This is a genomic window from Ottowia sp., assembly GCF_047975795.1.
Taxonomy (GTDB): Bacteria; Pseudomonadota; Gammaproteobacteria; order Burkholderiales; family Burkholderiaceae_C; genus Ottowia.
Genome location: NZ_JBKEEE010000008.1, coordinates 69,174 through 89,793, shown reverse-complemented (window position 1 = coordinate 89,793; position 20,620 = coordinate 69,174). Strand labels below are relative to the sequence as shown.

Below are 20,620 nucleotides of genomic sequence, written 5' to 3'. Positions count from 1 at the left end.
TTATGGGGTGAGGTGATCGACACAAGGGGCGGCGGGCTAAAATGCCCAGTTGCGTTGCGGCGCCCCCGATGGTATTGGCACTTAGGATTTTTTGACTGCCTTGTTGAGTACCTTATTGGCTTGTTAATTGCGATTGGGCCGCCACCTTCGCACCTTGTACTAAAGACGATCAAAGGACTGCTGTTTTCTGGCTGGTGCGCGCTGCTTGTAGCGCGCATGGGCTGGGCGGCATCACTGCATGGCCACCACTTTCCTCACCAAGCTGTTTGGCAGCCGTAACGACCGGCTGCTCAAGCAATACCGCAAAACCGCTGCGCGCATCAACGCGCTGGAGCCTGAGTTTGAAAAACTCAGCGACGAGGCCCTGCGCGCCAAGACGCAAGAGTTCAAAGAGCGGGTTGGAAAAGGCGACACGCTCGAGCAGTTGCTGCCCGAGGCGTTTGCCGTGGTGCGCGAAGGCTCCAAGCGGGTGATGAAGATGCGCCACTTTGACGTGCAACTGATGGGCGGCATGGCGCTGCACGAGGGCAAGATTGCCGAGATGCGCACTGGCGAGGGCAAAACCCTCACCGCCACGCTGCCGGTGTACCTGAACGCGCTGTCCGGCCAGGGCGTGCACGTGGTCACGGTGAACGATTACCTGGCAAGCCGCGATGCGCAGTGGATGGGGCGGCTGTACAACTTTTTGGGCCTGTCGGTGGGCGTGAACCTGCCGCAGATGCCGCGCCAAGACAAACAAGCCGCCTACCACGCCGACATTACCTACGGCACCAACAACGAATACGGCTTTGACTACCTGCGCGACAACATGGTGTACGAGCAGACTGACCGTGTGCAGCGCAAGCTCAATTACGCCATCGTCGACGAGGTGGATTCCATCCTGATCGACGAGGCGCGCACGCCGCTCATCATCAGCGGCCAGGCCGAAGACCAGACCGCGCTGTACCTGGCCATCAACAAGGTGGTGCCCACGCTGACCAAGCAAGAAGGCGAGGCCGACCCCATCACGGGCCGCGGCGTGATGACCCCGGGCGACTTTGTGGCTGACGAAAAGTCGCACCAGATTTACCTGACCGAGCAGGGCCATGAGCACGCCGAGCAACTGCTGGCTTCGCACGGCCTGATTCCCGAAGGCACCAGCCTGTACGACCCGGCCAACATCGCGTTGATGCACCACTTGAACGCCGCCTTGCGCGCGCACCACATGTTCCATCGCGACCAGCATTACGTGGTGCAAAAGGGCGAGCAGGGGCAGACCGAAATCGTCATCGTCGATGAGTTCACGGGCCGCCTGATGAGCGGGCGCCGCTGGAGCGATGGCCTGCACCAGGCGGTGGAGGCCAAAGAAGGCGTGCCGATCCAGGCGGAAAACCAGACACTGGCCTCGATCACCTTTCAGAACTACTTTCGCCTCTACAACAAGCTGGCGGGCATGACGGGTACCGCCGATACCGAAGCTTATGAATTCCAGGAAATCTATGGCCTGGAAACCGTGGTGATTCCGCCCAACCGGCCCAGCAAGCGTGACGACCAGTTGGATCGCGTCTACAAAACCACCAAGGAAAAGTACGCCGCCGCCATTGCCGACATCCGCGACTGTTTTGACCGTGGCCAGCCGGTGCTGGTGGGCACCACGTCGATCGAAAACTCTGAGCTGATCGCCGACTTGCTGCAAAAAGAAAAGCTGCCGCACCAGGTGCTGAACGCCAAGCAGCACGCCAGCGAGGCCGAAATCGTGGCCCAGGCCGGGCGCGCCAAGATGATCACCATCGCCACCAACATGGCGGGCCGCGGCACCGACATCGTGCTGGGCGGCAATGTGGACAAACTGCTGGCTGCGGTTGAGGCCGATCCGGCCCTGGACGATGCCGCGCGCCAGTCGCGCGTGGCTGAGTTGCGCAGTCAGTGGACGCAAGACCACGATCACATCAAAGCGCTGGGAGGCTTGCGCATCATCGCCACCGAACGGCACGAAAGCCGCCGCATCGACAACCAGTTGCGTGGCCGCTCGGGCCGCCAGGGCGATCCGGGTTCATCCCGCTTTTACCTGAGTCTGGACGATCAGTTGATGCGCATTTTTGCGGGCGAGCGCGTGCGCGCCATCATGGATCGGCTGAAGATGCCCGAGGGCGAGGCAATCGAGGCGGGCATGGTCACCCGCAGCATCGAAAGCGCGCAGCGCAAGGTTGAGGCGCGCAACTTCGACATGCGCAAGCAACTGCTGGAATACGACGACGTGTCCAACGACCAGCGCAAGGTGATTTACCAGCAGCGCAACGACATTCTGGACGCTGAGGATTTAGCCGCCCAGATCACTGGCCTGCGCGAAGGCTGCATGACCGACGTGGTGCGCCAGTATGTGCCCGCCGAATCGGTGGAAGAGCAGTGGGACATTCCGGGGCTGCAAAAAGCGCTGGCCGAAGACTGGCACCTGGACGTGCCGGTGCAAAGCCTGGTGGAAGGCTCCAGCGCGATCAGCGACGAGGATATCGTTCAACAGGTGGAGACCGCTGCCAATCAGGCTTACGCGGCCAAGCTGGAGCAGGTGGGGGTGGACAACTTCCGCCAGTTCGAGCGCGCCGTGCTGCTGCAAGCCATTGACCTGCACTGGCGCGAGCATCTGTCGGCGCTGGACTACCTGCGCCAGGGCATCCACCTGCGCGGCTATGCGCAAAAACAGCCCAAGCAGGAATACAAGCGCGAGGCGTTTGAGCTGTTTGGCCAGATGCTGGACATCGTCAAAAACGAAGTCACGCGCACGCTGATGACGGTGCGCATCGCTTCTGGCGACGATGCCGAACAGGCTGCTGAAGCGATGGAGCAGCGCGGCGAGCGGGTGTCCAACGTGACCTACACCGCCCCTACCGAAACCGGCGAAGCCCAAGCCGTGCCGCAGTCTGGCGTGGGGGCTGCGGCGCTGGCGGGTGCCGCAGCCGATGCCGTTCCCCGCGTGGGCCGCAACGATCCTTGCCCGTGTGGCAGCGGCAAAAAATACAAGCAGTGCCATGGCGCTTTGAGCTAATCCGCAGCCCTCTTTTTGGCGATCACCAGCGGCGGGTTTCGGCCCGTTTGCTGTTTGTGGCAACCCCTACACTTGGCATCTGCACATCTGGCATCTACCCCATTTCAGGAGCACTCCATCATGCCCGTCAACCTGTCTGCCCCCGATCCCAGCACCTTATTGGCCGTGCCAGGCGTGCGCATTGGCGTGGCTGAAGCGGGCGTGCGTAAAGCGGGCCGCAAAGATGTGACCGTGTTCTTGTTGGATGAAGGTGCCAGCGTGGGCGGGGTGTTCACGCAAAACCGTTTTTGTGCCGCGCCGGTGCAGCTTTGTCGTCAGCGATTGGTCCAGGGGACGGCGAAAGGGTCATCCATCCGCGCCCTGGTGATCAACACCGGCAACGCCAATGCGGGTACGGGCGAAGATGGCCTGAAGCGGGCGCAGGCCGTGTGTGATGTGCTGGGCGGCTTGCTGCAAGTGCCTGCGGCCCAGGTGCTGCCGTTTTCCACTGGCGTCATCATGGAGCCGCTGCCGGTCGATCGCATCGTCGCTGGCTTGCCCGCTGCCATCGCCGATGCCCAGCCCGGCCACTGGCTGCGCGCGGCCGAAGGCATCATGACCACCGACACCGTGCCCAAAGCCTTCAGCGCCAAGGCGCAAGTGGGCGGCAAGACGGTGACCATCACCGGCATCAGCAAGGGCGCGGGCATGATCCGCCCCAACATGGCCACCATGCTGGGTTTTTTGGCCACTGACGCCTGTGTGGACCAGTCGGTCATGCACCAGTTGGCACGCGAGCTGGCCGAAGGCTCGTTCAACCGCGTCACGGTCGATGGCGATACCTCGACCAACGATTCTTTCATCGTCATCGCCAGCAACCAGGCGGGCCACGCGCCCATCACGGCGCTTGATTCCGCCGACGGCCAGGCGCTCAAAACTGCCTTGCTGGGCGTGGCGCGCCAACTGGCGCAGGCCATCGTGCGCGACGGTGAAGGGGCCACCAAGTTCATCACCGTGCAGGTCGATGGGGGCAAAACCGCTGATGAATGCCGCCGCGTGGCCTACGCCATTGCGCATTCGCCGCTGGTCAAGACGGCGTTTTTTGCCAGTGACCCCAACCTGGGCCGCATTCTGGCGGCGGTGGGTTATGCAGGCATCGACGATCTGGATCAAACCCACATCGAGCTGTACCTGGACGACGTGCACGTGGCCACGCGCGGCGGCCGCAAACCCGAATACCGCGAAGAAGACGGCCAGCGCGTGATGCAGCAGGCCGAATTGACGGTTCGGGTGCATTTGGGGCGCGGCGCGGCCAGCGACACGGTGTGGACGTGCGACCTGAGCCACGACTACGTCAGCATCAACGCCGACTATCGTTCCTGAGCCTGAAGACTATCAAAATAATAGCTGATTGCGCTTGTGTCGCAATCTTTAAACGCCAAAATGACCACCAATTTTGAACACCTGATTCTGCGCGCCGAACAGCTCATCGGCCGCATCGAAGCCGTGCTGCCGCAGCCACTGGGCGCGCCTGACTGGTCGCAGGCCGTGGCCTGGCGCTACCGCCAACGCGCCAGCGGCCACGGCGTGCTGGAGCCGGTGCGCCACATCGGCAGCCTGGCGCTGAACGACTTGAAAGAAATCGACGCGCAAAAAGCCAAGATCGAGCGCAACACACGCCAGTTTGTCGAAGGCCGCCCGGCCAACAACGTGCTGCTGACCGGCGCGCGCGGCACGGGCAAATCCTCGCTCATCAAAGCCTGTCTGAACGCCTATGCGCCGCAGGGCCTGCGCCTGATCGAGGTGGACAAGGCCGATTTGACCGATCTGCCCGACATTGTGGATGTGGTGGCTGACCGGCCCGAGAAGTTCATCATCTACTGCGACGACCTCAGCTTTGAAGAAGGCGAGGCGGGCTACAAGGCGCTGAAAAGCATTCTGGATGGCAGCGTGGCCGCCAGCACGCCCAACGTGCTGGTCTACGCCACCAGCAATCGCCGCCACCTGCTGCCCGAGTACATGAAGGACAACCTCAGCACCACCCACACCGACGACGGCGAAATCCATCCCGGCGAGGTGGTGGAAGAGAAGGTTTCGCTGTCCGAGCGCTTTGGTCTGTGGGTCAGTTTTTACCCTTTCAGCCAGGACGAATACCTGGCCATCGTGGCGCAATGGCTGGGCGCTTTAGGTGCCACGGCCCAGCAGATTGCCGCCGCCCGCCCGCAGGCGCTGGTGTGGGCGCTGGAGCGCGGATCGCGCTCGGGCCGCGTGGCGTATCAGTTTGCGCGCGACTACATGGGCCGTGATGGCGCGGCCGACTGATTCAAACTCCGCCGCTGGAGTGCTGACCGCCGACGCCCACTTGCGCCGCACGCAGCAGGGCGACCGACCGGTGGTGGATGTCGCTGTCGGCGTTTTGATGCAGCCAGATGGCCGCTTTTTGCTGACCTCGCGCCCCAAAGGCAAGGTGTACGCTGGGTACTGGGAATTTCCGGGCGGCAAGCTGGAGCGGGGCGAAACCGTGGCCCAGGCGTTGGCGCGCGAGCTGCATGAAGAGTTGGGCCTGATGGTCGAATCCACCGACGTGCACGCTTGGCGTGAACAACTGGTGGACTACCCGCATGCGCTGGTGCGCCTGCATTTTTGCAAACTGCATGCGTGGCGCGGCGAGTTGCACATGCGCGAAGGCCAAACCTTTGCATGGCAGACGTTGCCCGTGACCGTACAACCCGTGCTACCGGGTGCCATGCCGGTGCTGCAATGGCTGGCGCAGGAGGCGGCAGGAAAAGCCTGAAAGCATCAGGCTAAATGAGCTTTTGAGCAGATGCGACAAGCCTGATCTGCTATTGTTTTTAATGCGTTTGGCAGTCTGATGCGATTCAGGGCTGCAAGAACAGTTTGTACGCCGGATTGTCGGTTTCTTCGACCCAGGGGTAGCCCAGATCGGCCAGAAACTGCTGGAACGCCGCATCGTCGCCCTGCGGCACCTGCATGCCGACCAGAATGTGGCCATGGTCAGACCCCTGGTTGCGATAGTGAAACAGGCTGATGTTCCAGCTGGGCTGCATCAGCTTCAGAAACTTCAGCAGCGCGCCTGGTCGCTCGGGGAATACAAAGCGCAGCAGCCGCTCATCGTGCGCCAGCGGGGTACGTCCGCCGACCATGTAGCGCACGTGTTCCTTGGCCAGATCGTCGTGCGTCAAGTCCACGGCACCAAAACCGGCGCGTTCAAACGCCGCAGCCACGCGCGGTGATTCGCCCTTGCCCACGGTGGTCAGGCCCACGAACACATGCGCCTGGCCGGTGTTGGCGGCGTTGCTGATGCGGTAATTGAATTCGGTCACGTTGCGTGGCCCGCCCGGCAACTGGCCGATCAGCTCGCAAAAACGGCGAAAGCTGCCGCGCGCCTCAGGAATGGTGACGGCCAGCAACGCCTCGCGCTCTTCGCCCACTTCGGCGCGCTCGGCCACGAAACGCAGGCGATCGAAGTTCATGTTGGCACCGCACAAAATGGCGGCGTAGGTTTCCCCCTTGGTCTTGTGCGTGCTGACGTACTGCTTGACGGCCGCTACCGCCATGGCACCCGACGGCTCGACGATGCTGCGGGTGTCGACGAACACGTCTTTGATGGCGGCGCACACGGCGTCGGTGTCGACGGTGATGAACTCATCCACCAGCCCGCGCGCCAGACGGAAGGTTTCTTCGCCCACCAGCTTGACGGCAGTGCCGTCGGCAAACAGGCCCACATCGGCCAGTTGCACGCGCTCGCCTGCGGCCACCGACTGCGCCATGGCGTTGGAATCGTTCATCTGCACGCCAATCACCTTGACTTCGGGCCGCACAGCCTTGATGTAGGCACCCACCCCGCTGATCAGCCCGCCGCCGCCAATGGCCACGAACACCGCGTGCAGCGGCCCCTGATGCTGGCGCAGCATTTCCATGGCGATGGTGCCCTGGCCTGCGATGACCAGCGGGTCGTCAAACGGGTGGATGAAGGTCAGCCCCTGCACAGCCTGCAACTGCACGGCGTGTTCATACGCGTCGGAATAGCTGTCACCGGCCAGCACCACCTCGCCGCCCAGCGCCTTGACGGCATCTATCTTGACTTGCGGCGTGGTGGTCGGCATGACGATCACCGCCCGCGTGCCCAGTTTGTGTGCACCCAGCGCTACGCCCTGGGCGTGGTTGCCCGCGCTGGCACAAATAACCCCTTTGTCGAGCTGCTCCGACGTGAGGTGGGCCATTTTGTTGTAAGCCCCGCGCAGCTTGAAACTGAACACCGGCTGCTGGTCTTCGCGCTTGAGCAGCACCTTGTTGTGCAAGCGGCGGCTGAGCGTGGGGGCAGAGTCCAGCGCGGATTCAATCGCCACGTCGTACACGCGTGCCGTCAACACTTGCTGAAGGTAATGGACAGCGTCGCCAGGCAAGGCTGCGGCAGGGCTGCGGGGGGCGGACATTTTTTTAGGTACAGAAGATCGGGAAGGCATGGTGTGAAGCGCAGGTAAGCCCCACATGATACGAAGGGCGGACGGCCCTGGACAAGCCGTGAGCCAAAGGACGTGTGCGCCGCAACAAAAAAAAGCCCCAAACCACAAGGGCTGGGGCTTTGAATCCACCTATTGAAGGGGTGGAGGAGACAAAAGGTGCTTGTGAATAAAGGATTTATCTACAAGCTCAGGACGAAGTGTAGCGCAAGCGACAGAAAAAAGAACGGTCGTTCATCTGATTTTGCTGCAATGCAACACTCAATCTGGCAGATTTGCGACTTTTGTCCACATCAAGGCCATGGCAGCGCGGCTTCAAGGCCAATCCGCTACGCTTGCCAGCTTGGTAAAAACGCTTTTTTAAGGGATACAGACATGGAGTGCACAGTGAGTTGGACGGGCGCAGCGGGCACGCGCTCAGGCATGGGTTTTGTGGCCGAAACCGGCTCGGGCCACGTGTTGGCCATGGACGGTGCGCCCGATGCGGCCAAGCCCGACAACGGCGGCCAGAACCTGGCCCCACGCCCCATGGAAACCGTGCTGGCAGGCACCGGTGGCTGCACCGCTTACGACGTGGTGCTGATTCTCAAACGTGGGCGGCACGATGTGCGCGGCTGCTCGGTCAAGCTGACCAGCGAGCGTGCTGAGCAAGACCCCAAGGTGTTCACCGCCATCCACATGCACTTCACCGTCACTGGCCGTGGCGTGCCTGTCAGCGCGGTGGAGCGGGCTATTCAGCTCAGCCATGAAAAGTACTGCTCGGCCTCTATCATGCTGGGTAAGACGGCCGTCATAACGACATCGTTTGATTTGGTAGAAGCCTGATTTTGCTATTTAATAGATAGCAAACTTTGGTTGTAGTAGCAGCGGAAAGGTCAAATTTTAATACGAATTTTGTGTGGTGACTGGACGAAATGCATCAAATGCGATGCGCAATGGTGGTCATCACCTTGGCGGCCGCCCGCATCAGGCTGCGCACAGGCGCAGGCAGCGGCGTGCCGCCCGCGTGCAAGGCGGCATCGGCATGGGCGGCTTCGTCGGCTTTCATTTGCGCCACGATGGCACGCGAGGCGGCATCGGCAGCGGGCAGTTGGTCAAGGTGGCTGTCCAGGTGGGCTTCAACTTGGCGTTCGGTCTCCACCACAAAGCCCAGGCTCAGCCGATCACCGCCCACAGCCCCTGCCAGCAGGCCAATGCCGAAGGCCCCCGCGTACCACAGTGGATTGAGCAGCGACACGCGGTCACCCAATTGATCCAACCGCTCTCGTGTCCAGGCCAGGTGGTCGGTTTCTTCGCGCGCAGCGGCCTGCAACTGGCTGCGCAACTGGGCATCGCACGTGCCGAGTGCTTGCGCCGTGTACAGCGCCTGCGCACAGACCTCGCCCACATGATTGACGCGCATCAACGCGCCTGAAAGGCGTTTGTCGGCTTCGGACAGTGTGGGAGCAGGCTGTGCGACTACCGGGCTGGGGCGGGCACTTTTGGGTGCAGCCAGCACCGTGCGCAAAGCGCTGTCGGCGGCTGACAACACGCGGTCGGTCAAGGTGTGCATGGTCTCAATGGTAATCTCAGGATATACCCGCGAGTTGCCTTTTTTAAGGCAAAACCAAGGGTAATGCATAAGGCGTAATCGTTGTGTCATGGCAACGGTTTGCGAGAAATCCCGGTTTTATTCAGCCCAATGTTGTGCTTTGACGCTGCGTCTGGTGTCTAATTGGAAACAGCTTCCGGTGAGGTGGCTGACGGACGCGGAAATCGCGGCATCACGCAGGCGTCCTTTGTTGCTCCGAAGCCTGTTTCGCATCTCAAATTTCTTGGAGAACCTGCAATGAAAAAATCTCTGATTGCCCTGGCTGTTCTGGGTCTGTCTAGCGCCGCGATGGCTCAATCTTCTGTCACGCTGTATGGTGTGGCTGATGCTGGCGTGGGCCAGATCAAGTCTGACGGTGTTGGCAGCAACGATGCCAGCACCAAAACCGAATTTCTGGGTGCCAGCACCATGAACAACGGTACCAGCCGTCTGGGCGTGCGCGGTGTGGAAGATCTGGGCGGTGGCCTGCAAGTCGGTTTCAACTTTGAAACCGGCCTGGATCTGGACAACGGCGCTCAAGCCAGCAGCGGTGGCACCATGTGGGGTCGTCAAGCCAACATGTGGCTGGGAGGCAACTGGGGTACTGTGAAACTGGGCCGTCAGTTCACGCCCAGCTATCTGGTTGAGTCGACTTATGACCTGACCGGTGCAGCCAACTACTCTGCTCTGGCCAATACGTACAACTATGGTACGAACCAGAACGTGGGATCGCGTGCGCCTAGCGCGTTCGCTTATGTGTCGCCTACCTTCTATGGCTTCAAAGTGGCCGCTGCTTATGTGACCAAGCATGATCTGAACGGCGATTCTGATGCCTACGATCTGGGTGCTTTGTACAACCAAGGCCCCATCGCTATTGGCGCATCGGTCAACAAGGTTGAAGACCATAAAACAGCTTACCAAGTGGGCGGTAAGTACAACTTCGGCATGTTTGCCGTGGCAGGTTCTTACTCGCAAACCACCGATGGCGATCTGCGCCGTCGTGGCTTCAGCCTGGGTGCATCGGCCAACTGGGGTGCCTTCACCCTGACTGGCGATGTGACACGCGACTCCAAGAACGAGCTGACTGGCAAAAAGTACACCAACGGTGTGGTTGAAGCCAAATACGCTCTGTCGAAGCGCACCTTTGTTTACGGCGCATACCTGCGCTTTGACGGTGACAACAACTGGGGTCTGGGCGTTCGCCACAACTTCTGATCCAAAGTTGATCATTTAAAAGAAGAGGCCGCTGCTCAACTTCTTGAGTAGATCAGGCCAGCCGAAGAGTTTTCTCTTTGGTTATCGCAGCCAGTAGAACGTGGTTAATAGCCAACGTTTTGCTGGCTGTTGTTGTTTGTGCGCTACGAATTGAACCTAGGGGTTCTACTAGATCGGCTCTGAAGCCTTTGCAAGTTCTCTAACGCTCTGGTGCAATAGTTACAGCTTCCCGGTTGGGGAGGTTGGCCCCGAGGGGGCGGCGAATGTCGCAGCCTAACCCTTCAGCATCGGCGCCCTATGTGTTTAAACCTTGGAGACTTGCAATGAAAAAATCCTTGATCGCCTTGGCCGTGTTGGGCCTGTCCGGTGCCGCGATGGCGCAATCTTCCGTCACCTTGTATGGTGTGGCTGATGCGGGTATCGGCAAAATCGAACATGGCAATGGCACGCTGAATGATGGCAGTGACAAAGTCGAATTTCTCAGTGCCAGCCGCATGAACAACGGCAACAGCCGTTTGGGCGTGCGCGGTGTGGAGGACTTGGGCGGTGGTTTGCGCGCAGGTTTCCAGTTTGAAACGGGCCTTGATCTCGACGAGGGTTCAGTGCAAGGCTCTGGCGGTGGCTACTGGGGCCGTCATGCCTTCATGTGGTTGGGTGGCAACTGGGGTACCGTCAAGCTGGGCCGTACGTTGAATCCTACGTTCTACTCGGTGGCTGCCTGGGAACTGACGGGTATGGCCAACTACACCATCGCCAACGCCTACGGTTGGGGTGCCGGTGGCCCTCGTAACAGCAGCCAATTCGCCTATAAAACGCCTACTTTCTTTGGTGGTTTGACCGCTGAAGTTGGCTATATCACCAAGCACGACAACGCCGACAAAGCCAAGTGGGACATGAACGTGATTTATTCCAGCGGCCCGCTGGTAGCCAGCGTTGGTGTGAACAAAACCAAAGATCAGAAAACCCACTATGTAGTGGGTGGCCGTTACGACTTCGGCATGTTCCGAATTGCCGGCGGTTATGCGCAAGCCAGTCAGGGTGATTTGTATCGTCGCGGCTTCATGCTGGGCGGCACGATGACCTTCGGTGCGGCTTCGTTGACGCTTGATTTTTCGCGCGACACCAAGAACCAATGGAGCGGTGAAAAATACACCAACGGCCTGATCGAAGGCAAGTATGCCCTGTCCAAGCGCACTTTTGTTTATGCGGTGTACCACCGCTATGACGACACCGACAACTACGGCCTCGGTATTCGCCACAACTTCTGATGACTGGTTGAACAGCGTAGCCATGTACAAGCATGGCTGCATTGTTTAGTAAAGCCGCTTTCGAGCGGTTTTTTTGCTGGCACGGCTGGATGGGGGCAAGTCAGCGTCAACAAACTGTCACAAAACAACGGAAACAGATTCCAAACCTGGCAAGAGCGGTCAGACGTTGAACAAAAAATTCATCACATCCCCGTCGTGCACCACGTACTCCTTGCCTTCGGCGCGCATCTTACCGGCTTCTTTGGCACCTTGTTCGCCTTTGAACTGGATGAAGTCGTCGAAGGAGATGGTCTGGGCGCGGATGAAGCCGCGCTCGAAGTCGCCGTGGATCACGCCCGCCGCCTGCGGTGCGGTGTCGCCGGTGTGGATGGTCCAGGCGCGCACTTCTTTGACGCCAGCGGTGAAGTAAGTTTGCAGGCCCAGCAGCTTGAAGGCGGCGCGGATCAGGCGGTTCAAGCCCGGTTCGGCCTGGCCCATTTCTTCGAGGAACAGGGTTTTGTCGTCGTCGCTCATGTCGGCCATCTCGGCTTCCAGCTTGGCGCAGATGGCGACGACGGGGGCGCTCTGGCTGGTGGCGTAGTCTTTTAGCCGATCCAGCAGGGGGTTGTTGTCAAAGCCGTCTTCGCTGACGTTGCCGACGAACATGGCAGGCTTGGCGGTGATCAGGCACAGGGGTTTGAGCAGTGCTTGCTCGTCCTTGCTCAGCTCAAGCGTGCGCACAGGCTTGCCTTCGTTCAGTGCGGCTTGTACGGGGCCAAGCACTTTGAGCATGGCGGCGGCTTCTTTGTCGTTGCCGCTTTTGCTGGCCTTGGTATAGCGCTGCATGGCTTTGTCCACCGTGCCCAGATCGGCCAGGCACAGCTCGGTTTGGATCACTTCGATGTCGGCAATCGGGTCGACCTTGCCCGCCACGTGGATGACGTTGGCGTCTTCAAAGCAGCGCACCACGTTGACGATGGCGTCGGTTTCGCGGATGTGGGCCAGAAACTGGTTGCCTAGGCCTTCGCCCTGGCTGGCGCCGGCCACCAGGCCCGCAATGTCGACAAACTCGACAATGGCGGGCAGCACGCGTTCGGGCCTCACGATCTCGGCCAACGCTTGCAGGCGTGGGTCAGGCACCTCGACCACGCCGGTGTTCGGCTCGATGGTGCAAAAAGGGTAGTTTTCGGCGGCGATGCCGGCTTTGGTAAGGGCGTTGAAAAGCGTGGACTTGCCCACGTTGGGCAGGCCGACGATGCCGCATTGCAGGCTCATGGCGGGGCTTTCAGGGGATAGAAAAGAAAAGACCGATTTTACCGGTCAGCGTCAAAGATTAGACAAAATCAAAACAACAAATTGGTCTTTTGTGCAGGTGCTTCATGCAGTGACAGCTATCAAATTGATATTAACAAAGTGTTGAGAGGTTAGCTGATCAAGTTGGGGCAGTGCCAATATTCAGCCACCACACCAGGTGTGATGACAAGCGGCTAAAAAATGCGCAAAGAGTGCAGACATCAAGATAAGCTTTTGGCGCATGTCCAAACTGGCGTTGGCCTTGACCCAATGCTACGCTGTCGCCAGATTGGATAGACACCCTGTCTTGCGCACTGAATAATAGGGGGCATGAAAACACTGACCTCCCCCCTTTTTACGCCCGACCACGACGCCTTTCGCGACCAGGTGCGGCGCTTTTGCGAGAAAGAAATCGCCCCCCAGCATGCCGAATGGGAAGCCGCTCACGGCGTGCCGCGCGCTGTCTGGAAGCAGGCGGGCGATAACGGCCTGCTGTGCTGCTGGGTGCCCGAGGCGCTGGGTGGGCCGGGGGCTGATTTGCTGTTTGACTTCATCGTGGCCGAAGAGCTGGGACGCATTGGGGCCACCGGGCCGGGCTTTTCGCTGCATTCGGTGATCGTCACGCCGTATCTGGTGGCGCACGGCACGCCTGAGCTGCAACAGGCGCTGTTGCCTGCCATGGTGGCGGGCGACAAAATCGCCGCCATCGCCATGACCGAGCCAGGCACTGGCAGCGACGTGGCCGCCATTCGCCGCCCACGCCCGCCGCGAGAGCGACGCTTCGGGCGATCATTACGTGCTGAACGGGCAAAAAACCTTCATCACCAACGGCCATAACGCCGATGTGGTGGTGGTGGCCTGCAAGACCGATCCTGAACTGGGCACGCGCGGCGTGTCGCTGCTGGTGGTCGAGCGCGACATGGAGGGCTTCACGCGCGGGCGCAACCTGCTCAAGATTGGCCAGCATGCGCAAGACACAGCCGAGCTGTTTTTCGACAACGTGCGCGTGCCTGCCAGCCACCTGTTGGGAGAAGAAGGCCAGGGTTTCAAATACCTGATGCAAAAGCTGGCGCAAGAGCGCCTGCTGGTCAGCGTGCAATGCCAGGCGCGCGCAGAGGCGGCGCTGGCCTGGACGGTGGATTACGTCAAAGAGCGCAAAGCCTTTCGCCAGCGCGTGGCTGATTTTCAAAACACACGCTTCAAACTGGCTGCACTGACCACCGACCTCGCGGCCGGGCGCGCCTATTGCAACCAGTTGATCGCCCAGCATCTGGCTGGCGAGCTGGACGCTGTGGGCGCTGCCGCAGGCAAGTTGTGGCACAGCGAGCTGCTGGGCCGCGTCACCGACGAATGTCTGCAACTGTTTGGCGGCTATGGCTACATGCACGAATACCCCATCGCCCGCGCCTATGCCGACGCGCGGATCGAACGCATCTACGCTGGCACGTCAGAGATCATGAAAGAAATCGTCGCGCGCGATTTGCTGGACAAGCCCTGAGTTCGTAAGCAAAGGCTTGCGGAGCAAGCCATGCGCGAGACCGCCGTGGCCCAGCTTGCGCCGGCCAGTGGGCGGTGTCTTCCCCTCAGAGGAAGGCGCTTTCAGCGCCTCAAGGAAAGCGTCACAGGGGCGTCATAGCCCATGCGTGACCAGCCGGAAGTCGGGGTCTTCGGCATAGGCTTTCACCTCATAACCCAGGCTGCGCATCAGGCGCAGCATGCCGTCGTTGTGCGTCAGCACCAGGCCGATGATTTCTTCCAGGCCCTTGTCGCGCGCCACGTCCATGATGCTGAGCATCAGGCGCGAGCCCAGGCCCTGGCCAGCAAAGGCGTCGTCCACCACCAAGGAGAACTCGCAGCTTTTGTGGTCGGGGTTGGTGATATAGCGCGATACGCCGATGATGCGCTCGCGCGTGGTTTTGCTGCCGTCGTCAGCGGTCACCTCGTCTTCGATCACGGCGCACAGCGCCATTTCGCGGTCGTAGTCGATCAGCGTAAAGCGCGCCAACATGGCCGGTGGCAGCTCTGCCATGCTGGAGACGAAGCGGAAGTAGCGGCTTTCGGACGACAGGCGTTTGACCAAATCTTGCAGACCCTGCGCGTCGTCTGGGTGGATGGGGCGCACGGTGTATTCATCGCCACCTTTGAGCGGCCAGCGCTGCTCGTAGCGCGCCGGGTAGGGCAGGATGGACAGGTGTCCATAGCCGCCTGCACGGCCCGGCGCAGTTTGCGCCGCCGCGCCGATGACGATGCGCGCGTCCACCGCCAGCGCGCCGCGCTCGTCGACGATGATGGGGTTGATGTCCATCTCGCGCAACTGGGGCAGCTCGCACACCATCTCGGACACGCGCAGCAGCACCTGCTCCAGCGCGGCCATGTCCACCGCAGGCGCGCCGCGCCAGGCGTCCAGCGTTTCAGCCACGCGCGATCGCTCGATCAGGCGGCGGGCCAGAAACTGGTTCAACGGCGGCAGCTCCATGGCGTGGTCGTTCATCAGCTCGATCATGGTGCCGCCCGCGCCAAAGGCGATCACGGGGCCAAACGGGTCGTCGCGCACCACGCCGATGTACAGCTCGCGTCCGCGCGGCTTGCGCGCCATGGCCTGCACCGTTACACCGTTGATGCGTGCATCAGGCTGACGCTGGCGCACGGCGTCCATCATGTCGTGCCAAATGTCGCGCACAGCGGCGGCGTTCATCACATTCAGCGCCACACCGCCCACATCGCTTTTGTGGCTGATGTCGGGCGAATCGATTTTCAGTGCCACCGGAAAGCCCAGTTGGGTGGCAATCATCATCGCCTCGCTGCTGCTGCGCGCCAGCAAAGTCTGAGTGACGGGGATGTGAAAGGCCGACAGCAGAGACTTGGATTCCATCTCGGTCAGCACTTTGCGCCGCTCGGTCAGCACGCCTTCAATCAGCAGGCGTGCGCCTTCCACGTCGGGTGCTGCCAGGTTGGAAAGCGGCGGCGGGGTTTGCTGCAGCAGTTGCTGGTTTTGATAAAAGCTGGCGATGTTGCCAAACGCGCCCACCGCTGCTTCGGGCGTGCGAAAGCTGGGGATTTGCGCCGTTGCCAGTTCATGCCGCGCGCCCTGCACCGACACGTCGCCCATCCAGCAGGCCACCAGCGGCTTGCTCATCTTGGGCTTGGCCTGCACCATGGCCTGGGCCACGGCGTCGGCATCGCCATCGAATTTGGGTGAATAAATCACCAGCACGCCGTCGATCTGGCGGTCTTTGCTGGCGACTTCGATGGCCGCGCGATAGTGCTCGGCGGTGGCATCCTCGGTCAAATCCATCAAATCGGCCAGCGAGGCGTGCGCAGGCAGCAAGGGCTGGAGTGCGCGCACGCTGTCTTCGCCCAGCACGCCCAGCGACAAGTCCAGCTCGCTCACCCAGTCGGCGGCCAACACGCCGGGGCCGCCGCCGTTGGTGATGACGGCCAGCCGCCTGCCCACTGGCCGGTAGCGCGAGGCCAGGCATTTGGCGGCCGAAAACAGCTCGACAAAAGAGCGCACCCGCACCGCCCCGGCGCGGCGCAGTACAGCGTCGAACACGTCGTCGCTGCCGACGATGGCGCTGGAATGGGTTTGCGCCGCCGCATTGCCCGCCGATTTGCGCCCGGCCTTGAGCACCACCACCGGCTTGGCGTTGGCCGCTGCGCGCAAGGCGCTGGTAAAGCGGCGTGCGTTGGCAATGCCTTCCATGTAGACCACGATGCCCTGGGTGTAACGGTCGGCAGCCAGAAAATCCAGCGTGTCGGCCAGCGTGACGCCGGTGTGCGGCCCTAGTGCCACCACGGTCGAAAATCCCACACTGTTTTGCTTGGCCCAGTCGAGAATGGAGGCCGTCAATGCGCCCGACTGCGACACCAGCGCCAGCTGCCCATTGGCCGCCAGATGGCCCGCCGAACTGGCGTTCAGCCCCAAGTGTGGACGCTGATAACCCTGACTGTTTGGCCCCAGCAGCCAAAAGCCGTGGCGCTGCGCAATGCGCACCATGCCCGCGGCCTGCGTGGCCCCAATGCCGTTGGACATCACCAGCGCGGCCTTGACGCGAATGCGCCCGGCCATCTCCAGCGCGGCGGTGATTTCGTCCGGTGGCAGGGCGATCACGGCCACGTCGGCCTTGACCTGCGCCAGATCGGCCAGCGTGCCGGTGGTGCGGGTGTCCAGCGGGGTAATGGTGCCCTTGAACTGCTGCGCCTTCAGGTGCGCCAGCAAGGCACGCGCCTGCGGGGTTTGCTGCTCAGGCGCGTCTTGCGGCCCGGTGAACAAGGCGATGGACTTGGGTTCAAACAGGGGGGAGAGGTAATGCAGATCCATGATTTTTTCCTGCCCGCGCCTTGCAAGAAAGTAAAGGCGCTGCAAAGCGTCATTTTGCGCCTCAGGGCGTCAGCATGACAGGGGCAATAGCGTAAGTTTGATGCAATGCAACAAACTATAGCCTGTGCCTGTGCAATGTGGCGTGGTGACGGGTGCGCTGCGGACGGTATTGCTGCAATGCAGTATGACGTCGCGCTCGCGTCGAGACAGCTTTCTTCCTCGCGACATGAGCCACCGTCCAAACTCAGGGGAAACACTGAGCTTGCAGGCCCCCTGGAGGCTTGGCAAGAAAAGCTTGTTCTTACAAAATAGCACGATCGTTCGTTTTGTGAATGTCCGTTGAAACGCCCGCTGATTTTTGTGCGATTGGTTTTTTCTTTATGCTCCGCTCTGCGCTTCGTTCACCTGTACGTGTGATGTCTTCTGCGCGCGCTACACCTTTGAGGGCTGCGCGTTCTGTGCGCGCGCAAGCCAAGGGCCAACAAACCAGACAAGCCATTGTCGATGCAGCGCTGCGCATTTCTGCGCAACTGGGGCTGGAAGGCTTGTCCATCGGTGGGCTGGCTGATGCCATGAATATGAGCAAATCCGGCGTGTTCGCGCACTTTGGCGCGCGCGAAGAGTTGCAAATTTCCGTGGTGCGCGAATATTACGCGCGCTTTGAACAGCAGGTGTTTCAGCCCGCTTTGCAAGCGCCGCGCGGGCTGCCGCGCGTGCGTGCGCTGTTTGATCACTGGATGCGCTTTACCAGCGTGGAGATTGAGTCGGGCTGCCTGTTCATCAGCGGCGCGGTAGATTTTGATGACCGGCCCGGCCCCGTGCGCGATGCGCTGGCCGCCGCTGTCAACGCCTGGATGGATGCCATGGCGCGCGCCGTGGCGCTGGCGCGCAGCGAAGGGCATTTGAAAGCCGACGCTGATGCTGACCACCAAATTGCCTTTGAAATCCACGGTCTGATTCTGGCGCTGCACTACGAAGCCCGCTTTTTGCAACGCCCTGGTGCCGTTGAACGCGCGCAGCGGGGTTTTGACAACCTGCTGGCGCGCTACGCCGCCGTCTGAAATTCACTGAACCCCTCTTGACTGGACCTTGAAGGAGAACGCACGCATGCCTACCTACACCCCACCCCTGCGCGACATGCAGTTCGTCATGCACGAGGTGCTCAACGCTGTGGACGAACTCAAAGCCATCCCCCAGCACGCCGATCTGGACGCCGACACGCTGAATGCCGTGCTGGAAGAAGGCGGCCGGTTTGCCGCCGAAGTGACGCAGCCGCTCAACCTGAACGGCGATGCGCAAGGCTGCGTGCTGGACAAGGACACGCACGAAGTCAAAACCCCAAGCGGGTTCAAACAAGCCTATGCCCAGTACGTCGAAGGTGGCTGGCCTGCGCTGTCGTGCGATCCGGCCTTTGGCGGGCAGGGCTTGCCAGTGTTGATCAACCAGTGCATTTACGAAATGCTCAACAGCGCCAACCAGGCCTGGACCATGTACCCCGGTCTGTCGCACGGTGCTTATGAAGCGCTGCACGCGCACGGCACGGATGCGCAGAAAAAAACCTATCTTGGCAAGCTGACCAGCGGCCACTGGACTGGCACCATGTGCCTGACCGAGCCGCATTGCGGCACCGACCTGGGACTGCTGCGCACCAAAGCTGAACCGCAAGCCGATGGCACCTACAAAATCACCGGCAACAAGATTTTCATCAGTGCGGGCGAGCACGACATGGCCGAGAACATCGTGCACCTGGTGCTGGCGCGCCTGCCCGATGCACCCAAAGGCAGCAAGGGCATCAGCCTGTTCCTGGTGCCCAAGTTCATGGTGAATGCCGACGGCAGCCTGGGCGCGCGCAACCCCATCTTCTGCACCGGACTGGAGCACAAGATGGGCATCCACGGCAACGCCACCGCGCAGATCGCGCTGGACGGCGCGGTGGGCACGATGGTGGGTCAGCCCCACAAGGGTCTGGCCGCCATGTTCGTGATGATGAACGCTGCGCGCCTGGGCGTGGGCAACCAGTCGCTGGGCTTGACCGAGGTGGCCTATCAGAACGCCCTGGCCTACGCCAAAGAGCGCCAGCAAATGCGCAGTCTGTCTGGCCCCAAGGCCAAAGATCAACCGGCCGATCCCATCATCGTGCACCCCGACGTGCGCAAGATGCTGCTGACGGCCAAGGCGTATGCCGAGGGCGGCCGCGCCATGGCGATGTACTGCGCCATGATGCTCGACAAGTCGCTCCATCACCCGGATGAGAAGGCACGCAAGGATGCCGATGAAATCGTCGCCCTGCTCACCCCCATCGTCAAAGCTTTCATTACCGACAACGGCTTTGCCGCCACCAACGCCTGCATGCAGGTGTTTGGCGGCCACGGCTACATCCATGAAACGGGCATGGAGCAATTTGTGCGCGACGCGCGCATCAACCTGATTTACGAGGGCACCAACACCGTCCAATCTCTCGATTTACTGGGCCGCAAGGTGCTGGCCAACCAGGGCGCGTCGCTGCGCAAGTTTGGTAAACAGATCGAGGCGCTGATCCAGCAAGAAGGTGTGAACGAGCAGATGGCCGAGTTCATCAATCCGCTGGCCGGGTTGGCCGAGCAGATGACCAAATTCACCACTGAAATCGGCTTCAAGGGCTTGACCAATCCGGACGAGGTGGGCGGTGCCAGCGTGGACTATCTGCGTGTGGCTGGCCATCTGGTGTTTGGCTATTTCTTCGCCCGCATGGCCAGCGTGGCGCTGCAAAAAATCGCCGAAGGCAGTGCCGACCCGTTCTACACCGCCAAACTGCAAACCGCGCGCTTTTACTTTGCGCGCCTGTTTCCTGAAACCGCCAGCCTGATGCGCACGGCCCGTTCCGGCGTGGCCAACCTGCTTGATACTGACGCTGCCCTGGCATGAATAGGCGTACCCCCCTGAGCCGCCTGCGGCGTCTTCCCCCCTCTTGCTTCGCGAGGGGGAACAATGCCACTGGCCGGGGAAACACCGGCCACGACGTTCTTCAACCGACTGGTCTGCTTTGCGGTCTTTTGAAGTTTTCTGCATTTGTGGCGCGTTATGGATGGGTGCTTTGGGCTATCTTTTTAGGTGCATCTGCGTCGGCTCAGATGACGCCTGTGGGCACCTGGCGCATTGTGGACGACCAGGCGCAGCAAGCCACGGCGTATCTGGTCATCGTTGAGCGCGATGGTCTGCTGTGGGGGCACATCGACGAACTGCTGCGCCCCAGTGATCGTCTGGCGGTTTGCCGCGCATGCAAGGATGATTTGAAAAACCAGCCTATTTTGGGACTGGAGATTGTCCGCCACGCCAAAAAAGCAGAGGGTGAGGATGTCTGGGACGACGCCAGTCTTCTCAGCCCCGAAACCGGCGAGTTTTATGCCTTGCGCATGCGGCCGGTGGATGGCGGGCAGCAACTGGAAATGGACGTGCTGGTGGACACCCGCTGGCGCACACAAGCCTGGCAACGGGTGAAGTAAAGGAAAA

At 61.0% G+C, this 20,620-nt stretch carries 15 protein-coding genes and 1 pseudogene; 12 read left to right on the top strand and 4 right to left on the bottom strand.

Going from position 1 to position 20,620, the window contains the following annotated elements; all coding sequences use genetic code 11:
- The 5 genes from ACK5NW_RS00925 to ACK5NW_RS00905 all read left to right on the top strand — a co-directional run.
- Positions 1-279: hypothetical protein (locus ACK5NW_RS00925; protein ID WP_416924369.1), on the top strand; the 279-nt coding region annotated here is incomplete at its 5' end.
- The gene (gene secA, locus ACK5NW_RS00920) at positions 239-3,022 is read left to right on the top strand and encodes a preprotein translocase subunit SecA (protein ID WP_416924368.1); all 2,784 of its coding nucleotides are present in this window, start codon (positions 239-241) and stop codon (positions 3,020-3,022) included. The genes ACK5NW_RS00925 and secA, both read left to right, overlap by 41 nt.
- Before the next feature lie 120 nt (positions 3,023-3,142).
- A complete protein-coding gene (gene argJ / locus ACK5NW_RS00915; protein ID WP_416924367.1) occupies positions 3,143-4,384 on the top strand; it encodes a bifunctional glutamate N-acetyltransferase/amino-acid acetyltransferase ArgJ in 1,242 nt (413 codons plus the stop codon).
- A gap of 60 nt (positions 4,385-4,444) precedes the next feature.
- Positions 4,445-5,323 (top strand): ATP-binding protein, encoded by an 879-nt coding sequence (locus tag ACK5NW_RS00910; protein ID WP_416924366.1) that lies wholly within the window; start codon positions 4,445-4,447, stop codon positions 5,321-5,323.
- Entirely contained in the window at positions 5,307-5,795 is a 489-nt protein-coding gene (locus ACK5NW_RS00905) for an NUDIX domain-containing protein (RefSeq protein WP_416924365.1), read from the top strand. Before ACK5NW_RS00910 ends, ACK5NW_RS00905 begins: the two co-directional genes overlap by 17 nt.
- An 85-nt stretch (positions 5,796-5,880) precedes the next feature.
- On the opposite strand, the gene ilvA is transcribed toward ACK5NW_RS00905, so the two are convergent.
- The gene (gene ilvA / locus ACK5NW_RS00900) at positions 5,881-7,458 is read right to left on the bottom strand and encodes a threonine ammonia-lyase, biosynthetic (protein WP_416924364.1); all 1,578 of its coding nucleotides are present in this window, start codon (positions 7,456-7,458) and stop codon (positions 5,881-5,883) included.
- A 402-nt stretch (positions 7,459-7,860) separates the two neighbouring features.
- Between ilvA and ACK5NW_RS00895 the strand changes: the two genes are divergently transcribed.
- Entirely contained in the window at positions 7,861-8,310 is a 450-nt protein-coding gene (locus ACK5NW_RS00895) for an OsmC family protein (RefSeq protein ID WP_416924363.1), read from the top strand.
- Between the two features lie 94 nt (positions 8,311-8,404).
- Here the strand turns inward: ACK5NW_RS00895 and coq7 are convergent, their stop codons facing one another.
- Positions 8,405-9,037, bottom strand: coding sequence for a 2-polyprenyl-3-methyl-6-methoxy-1,4-benzoquinone monooxygenase (gene coq7, locus ACK5NW_RS00890; RefSeq protein ID WP_416924362.1), 633 nt, complete (start codon positions 9,035-9,037; stop codon positions 8,405-8,407).
- A gap of 276 nt (positions 9,038-9,313) precedes the next feature.
- On the opposite strand from coq7, the gene ACK5NW_RS00885 reads away from it, so the two are divergent.
- Both ACK5NW_RS00885 and ACK5NW_RS00880 read left to right on the top strand, forming a co-directional pair.
- Complete coding sequence (locus tag ACK5NW_RS00885; RefSeq protein ID WP_416924361.1) at positions 9,314-10,270, top strand: porin; 957 nt, start codon at positions 9,314-9,316, stop codon at positions 10,268-10,270.
- A 323-nt stretch (positions 10,271-10,593) separates the two neighbouring features.
- Positions 10,594-11,538 (top strand): porin, encoded by a 945-nt coding sequence (locus ACK5NW_RS00880; RefSeq protein WP_416924360.1) that lies wholly within the window; start codon positions 10,594-10,596, stop codon positions 11,536-11,538.
- Between the two features lie 159 nt (positions 11,539-11,697).
- Here ACK5NW_RS00880 and ychF read toward each other — a convergent pair whose 3' ends face one another.
- Positions 11,698-12,792 (bottom strand): redox-regulated ATPase YchF, encoded by a 1,095-nt coding sequence (ychF, locus tag ACK5NW_RS00875; protein ID WP_416924359.1) that lies wholly within the window; start codon positions 12,790-12,792, stop codon positions 11,698-11,700.
- Between the two features lie 348 nt (positions 12,793-13,140).
- On the opposite strand from ychF, the pseudogene ACK5NW_RS00870 reads away from it, so the two are divergent.
- Positions 13,141-14,308, top strand: a pseudogene (locus ACK5NW_RS00870) (acyl-CoA dehydrogenase family protein).
- A 132-nt stretch (positions 14,309-14,440) separates the two neighbouring features.
- Here the strand turns inward: ACK5NW_RS00870 and ACK5NW_RS00865 are convergent.
- Entirely contained in the window at positions 14,441-17,131 is a 2,691-nt protein-coding gene (locus ACK5NW_RS00865) for a GNAT family N-acetyltransferase (RefSeq protein ID WP_416924358.1), read from the bottom strand.
- A gap of 416 nt (positions 17,132-17,547) precedes the next feature.
- Here ACK5NW_RS00865 and ACK5NW_RS00860 point away from each other — a divergent pair, with 416 nt between their 5' ends.
- The 3 genes from ACK5NW_RS00860 (at position 17,548) to ACK5NW_RS00850 (ending at position 20,613) form a co-directional block, all read left to right on the top strand.
- Positions 17,548-18,192: a TetR/AcrR family transcriptional regulator gene (locus tag ACK5NW_RS00860; protein ID WP_416924357.1), complete on the top strand. Its 645-nt coding sequence runs from the start codon at positions 17,548-17,550 to the stop codon at positions 18,190-18,192.
- Between the two features lie 46 nt (positions 18,193-18,238).
- Positions 18,239-20,035 carry an acyl-CoA dehydrogenase C-terminal domain-containing protein gene (locus ACK5NW_RS00855; protein ID WP_416924356.1) on the top strand — a complete coding sequence of 599 codons (1,797 nt, stop codon included), beginning with the start codon at positions 18,239-18,241 and terminating at the stop codon, positions 20,033-20,035.
- Between the two features lie 206 nt (positions 20,036-20,241).
- The gene (locus ACK5NW_RS00850; RefSeq protein ID WP_416924355.1) at positions 20,242-20,613 is read left to right on the top strand and encodes a DUF2147 domain-containing protein; all 372 of its coding nucleotides are present in this window, start codon (positions 20,242-20,244) and stop codon (positions 20,611-20,613) included.
- The last annotated feature ends 7 nt before the right edge of the window (positions 20,614-20,620 follow it).

Bases quoted from the DNA above. Each gene is read 5' to 3' on its own strand.
- secA (WP_416924368.1), top strand. From the start codon at position 239: ATGGCCACCACTTTCCTCACCAAGCTGTTTGGCAGCCGTAACGACCGG.
- argJ (WP_416924367.1), top strand. From the start codon at position 3,143: ATGCCCGTCAACCTGTCTGCCCCCGATCCCAGCACCTTATTGGCCGTG.
- ACK5NW_RS00910 (WP_416924366.1), top strand. From the start codon at position 4,445: ATGACCACCAATTTTGAACACCTGATTCTGCGCGCCGAACAGCTCATC.
- ACK5NW_RS00905 (WP_416924365.1), top strand. From the start codon at position 5,307: ATGGCGCGGCCGACTGATTCAAACTCCGCCGCTGGAGTGCTGACCGCC.
- ilvA (WP_416924364.1), bottom strand. From the start codon at position 7,458: ATGTCCGCCCCCCGCAGCCCTGCCGCAGCCTTGCCTGGCGACGCTGTC.
- ACK5NW_RS00895 (WP_416924363.1), top strand. From the start codon at position 7,861: ATGGAGTGCACAGTGAGTTGGACGGGCGCAGCGGGCACGCGCTCAGGC.
- coq7 (WP_416924362.1), bottom strand. From the start codon at position 9,037: ATGCACACCTTGACCGACCGCGTGTTGTCAGCCGCCGACAGCGCTTTG.
- ACK5NW_RS00885 (WP_416924361.1), top strand. From the start codon at position 9,314: ATGAAAAAATCTCTGATTGCCCTGGCTGTTCTGGGTCTGTCTAGCGCC.
- ACK5NW_RS00880 (WP_416924360.1), top strand. From the start codon at position 10,594: ATGAAAAAATCCTTGATCGCCTTGGCCGTGTTGGGCCTGTCCGGTGCC.
- ychF (WP_416924359.1), bottom strand. From the start codon at position 12,792: ATGAGCCTGCAATGCGGCATCGTCGGCCTGCCCAACGTGGGCAAGTCC.
- ACK5NW_RS00865 (WP_416924358.1), bottom strand. From the start codon at position 17,131: ATGGATCTGCATTACCTCTCCCCCCTGTTTGAACCCAAGTCCATCGCC.
- ACK5NW_RS00860 (WP_416924357.1), top strand. From the start codon at position 17,548: ATGTCTTCTGCGCGCGCTACACCTTTGAGGGCTGCGCGTTCTGTGCGC.
- ACK5NW_RS00855 (WP_416924356.1), top strand. From the start codon at position 18,239: ATGCCTACCTACACCCCACCCCTGCGCGACATGCAGTTCGTCATGCAC.
- ACK5NW_RS00850 (WP_416924355.1), top strand. From the start codon at position 20,242: ATGACGCCTGTGGGCACCTGGCGCATTGTGGACGACCAGGCGCAGCAA.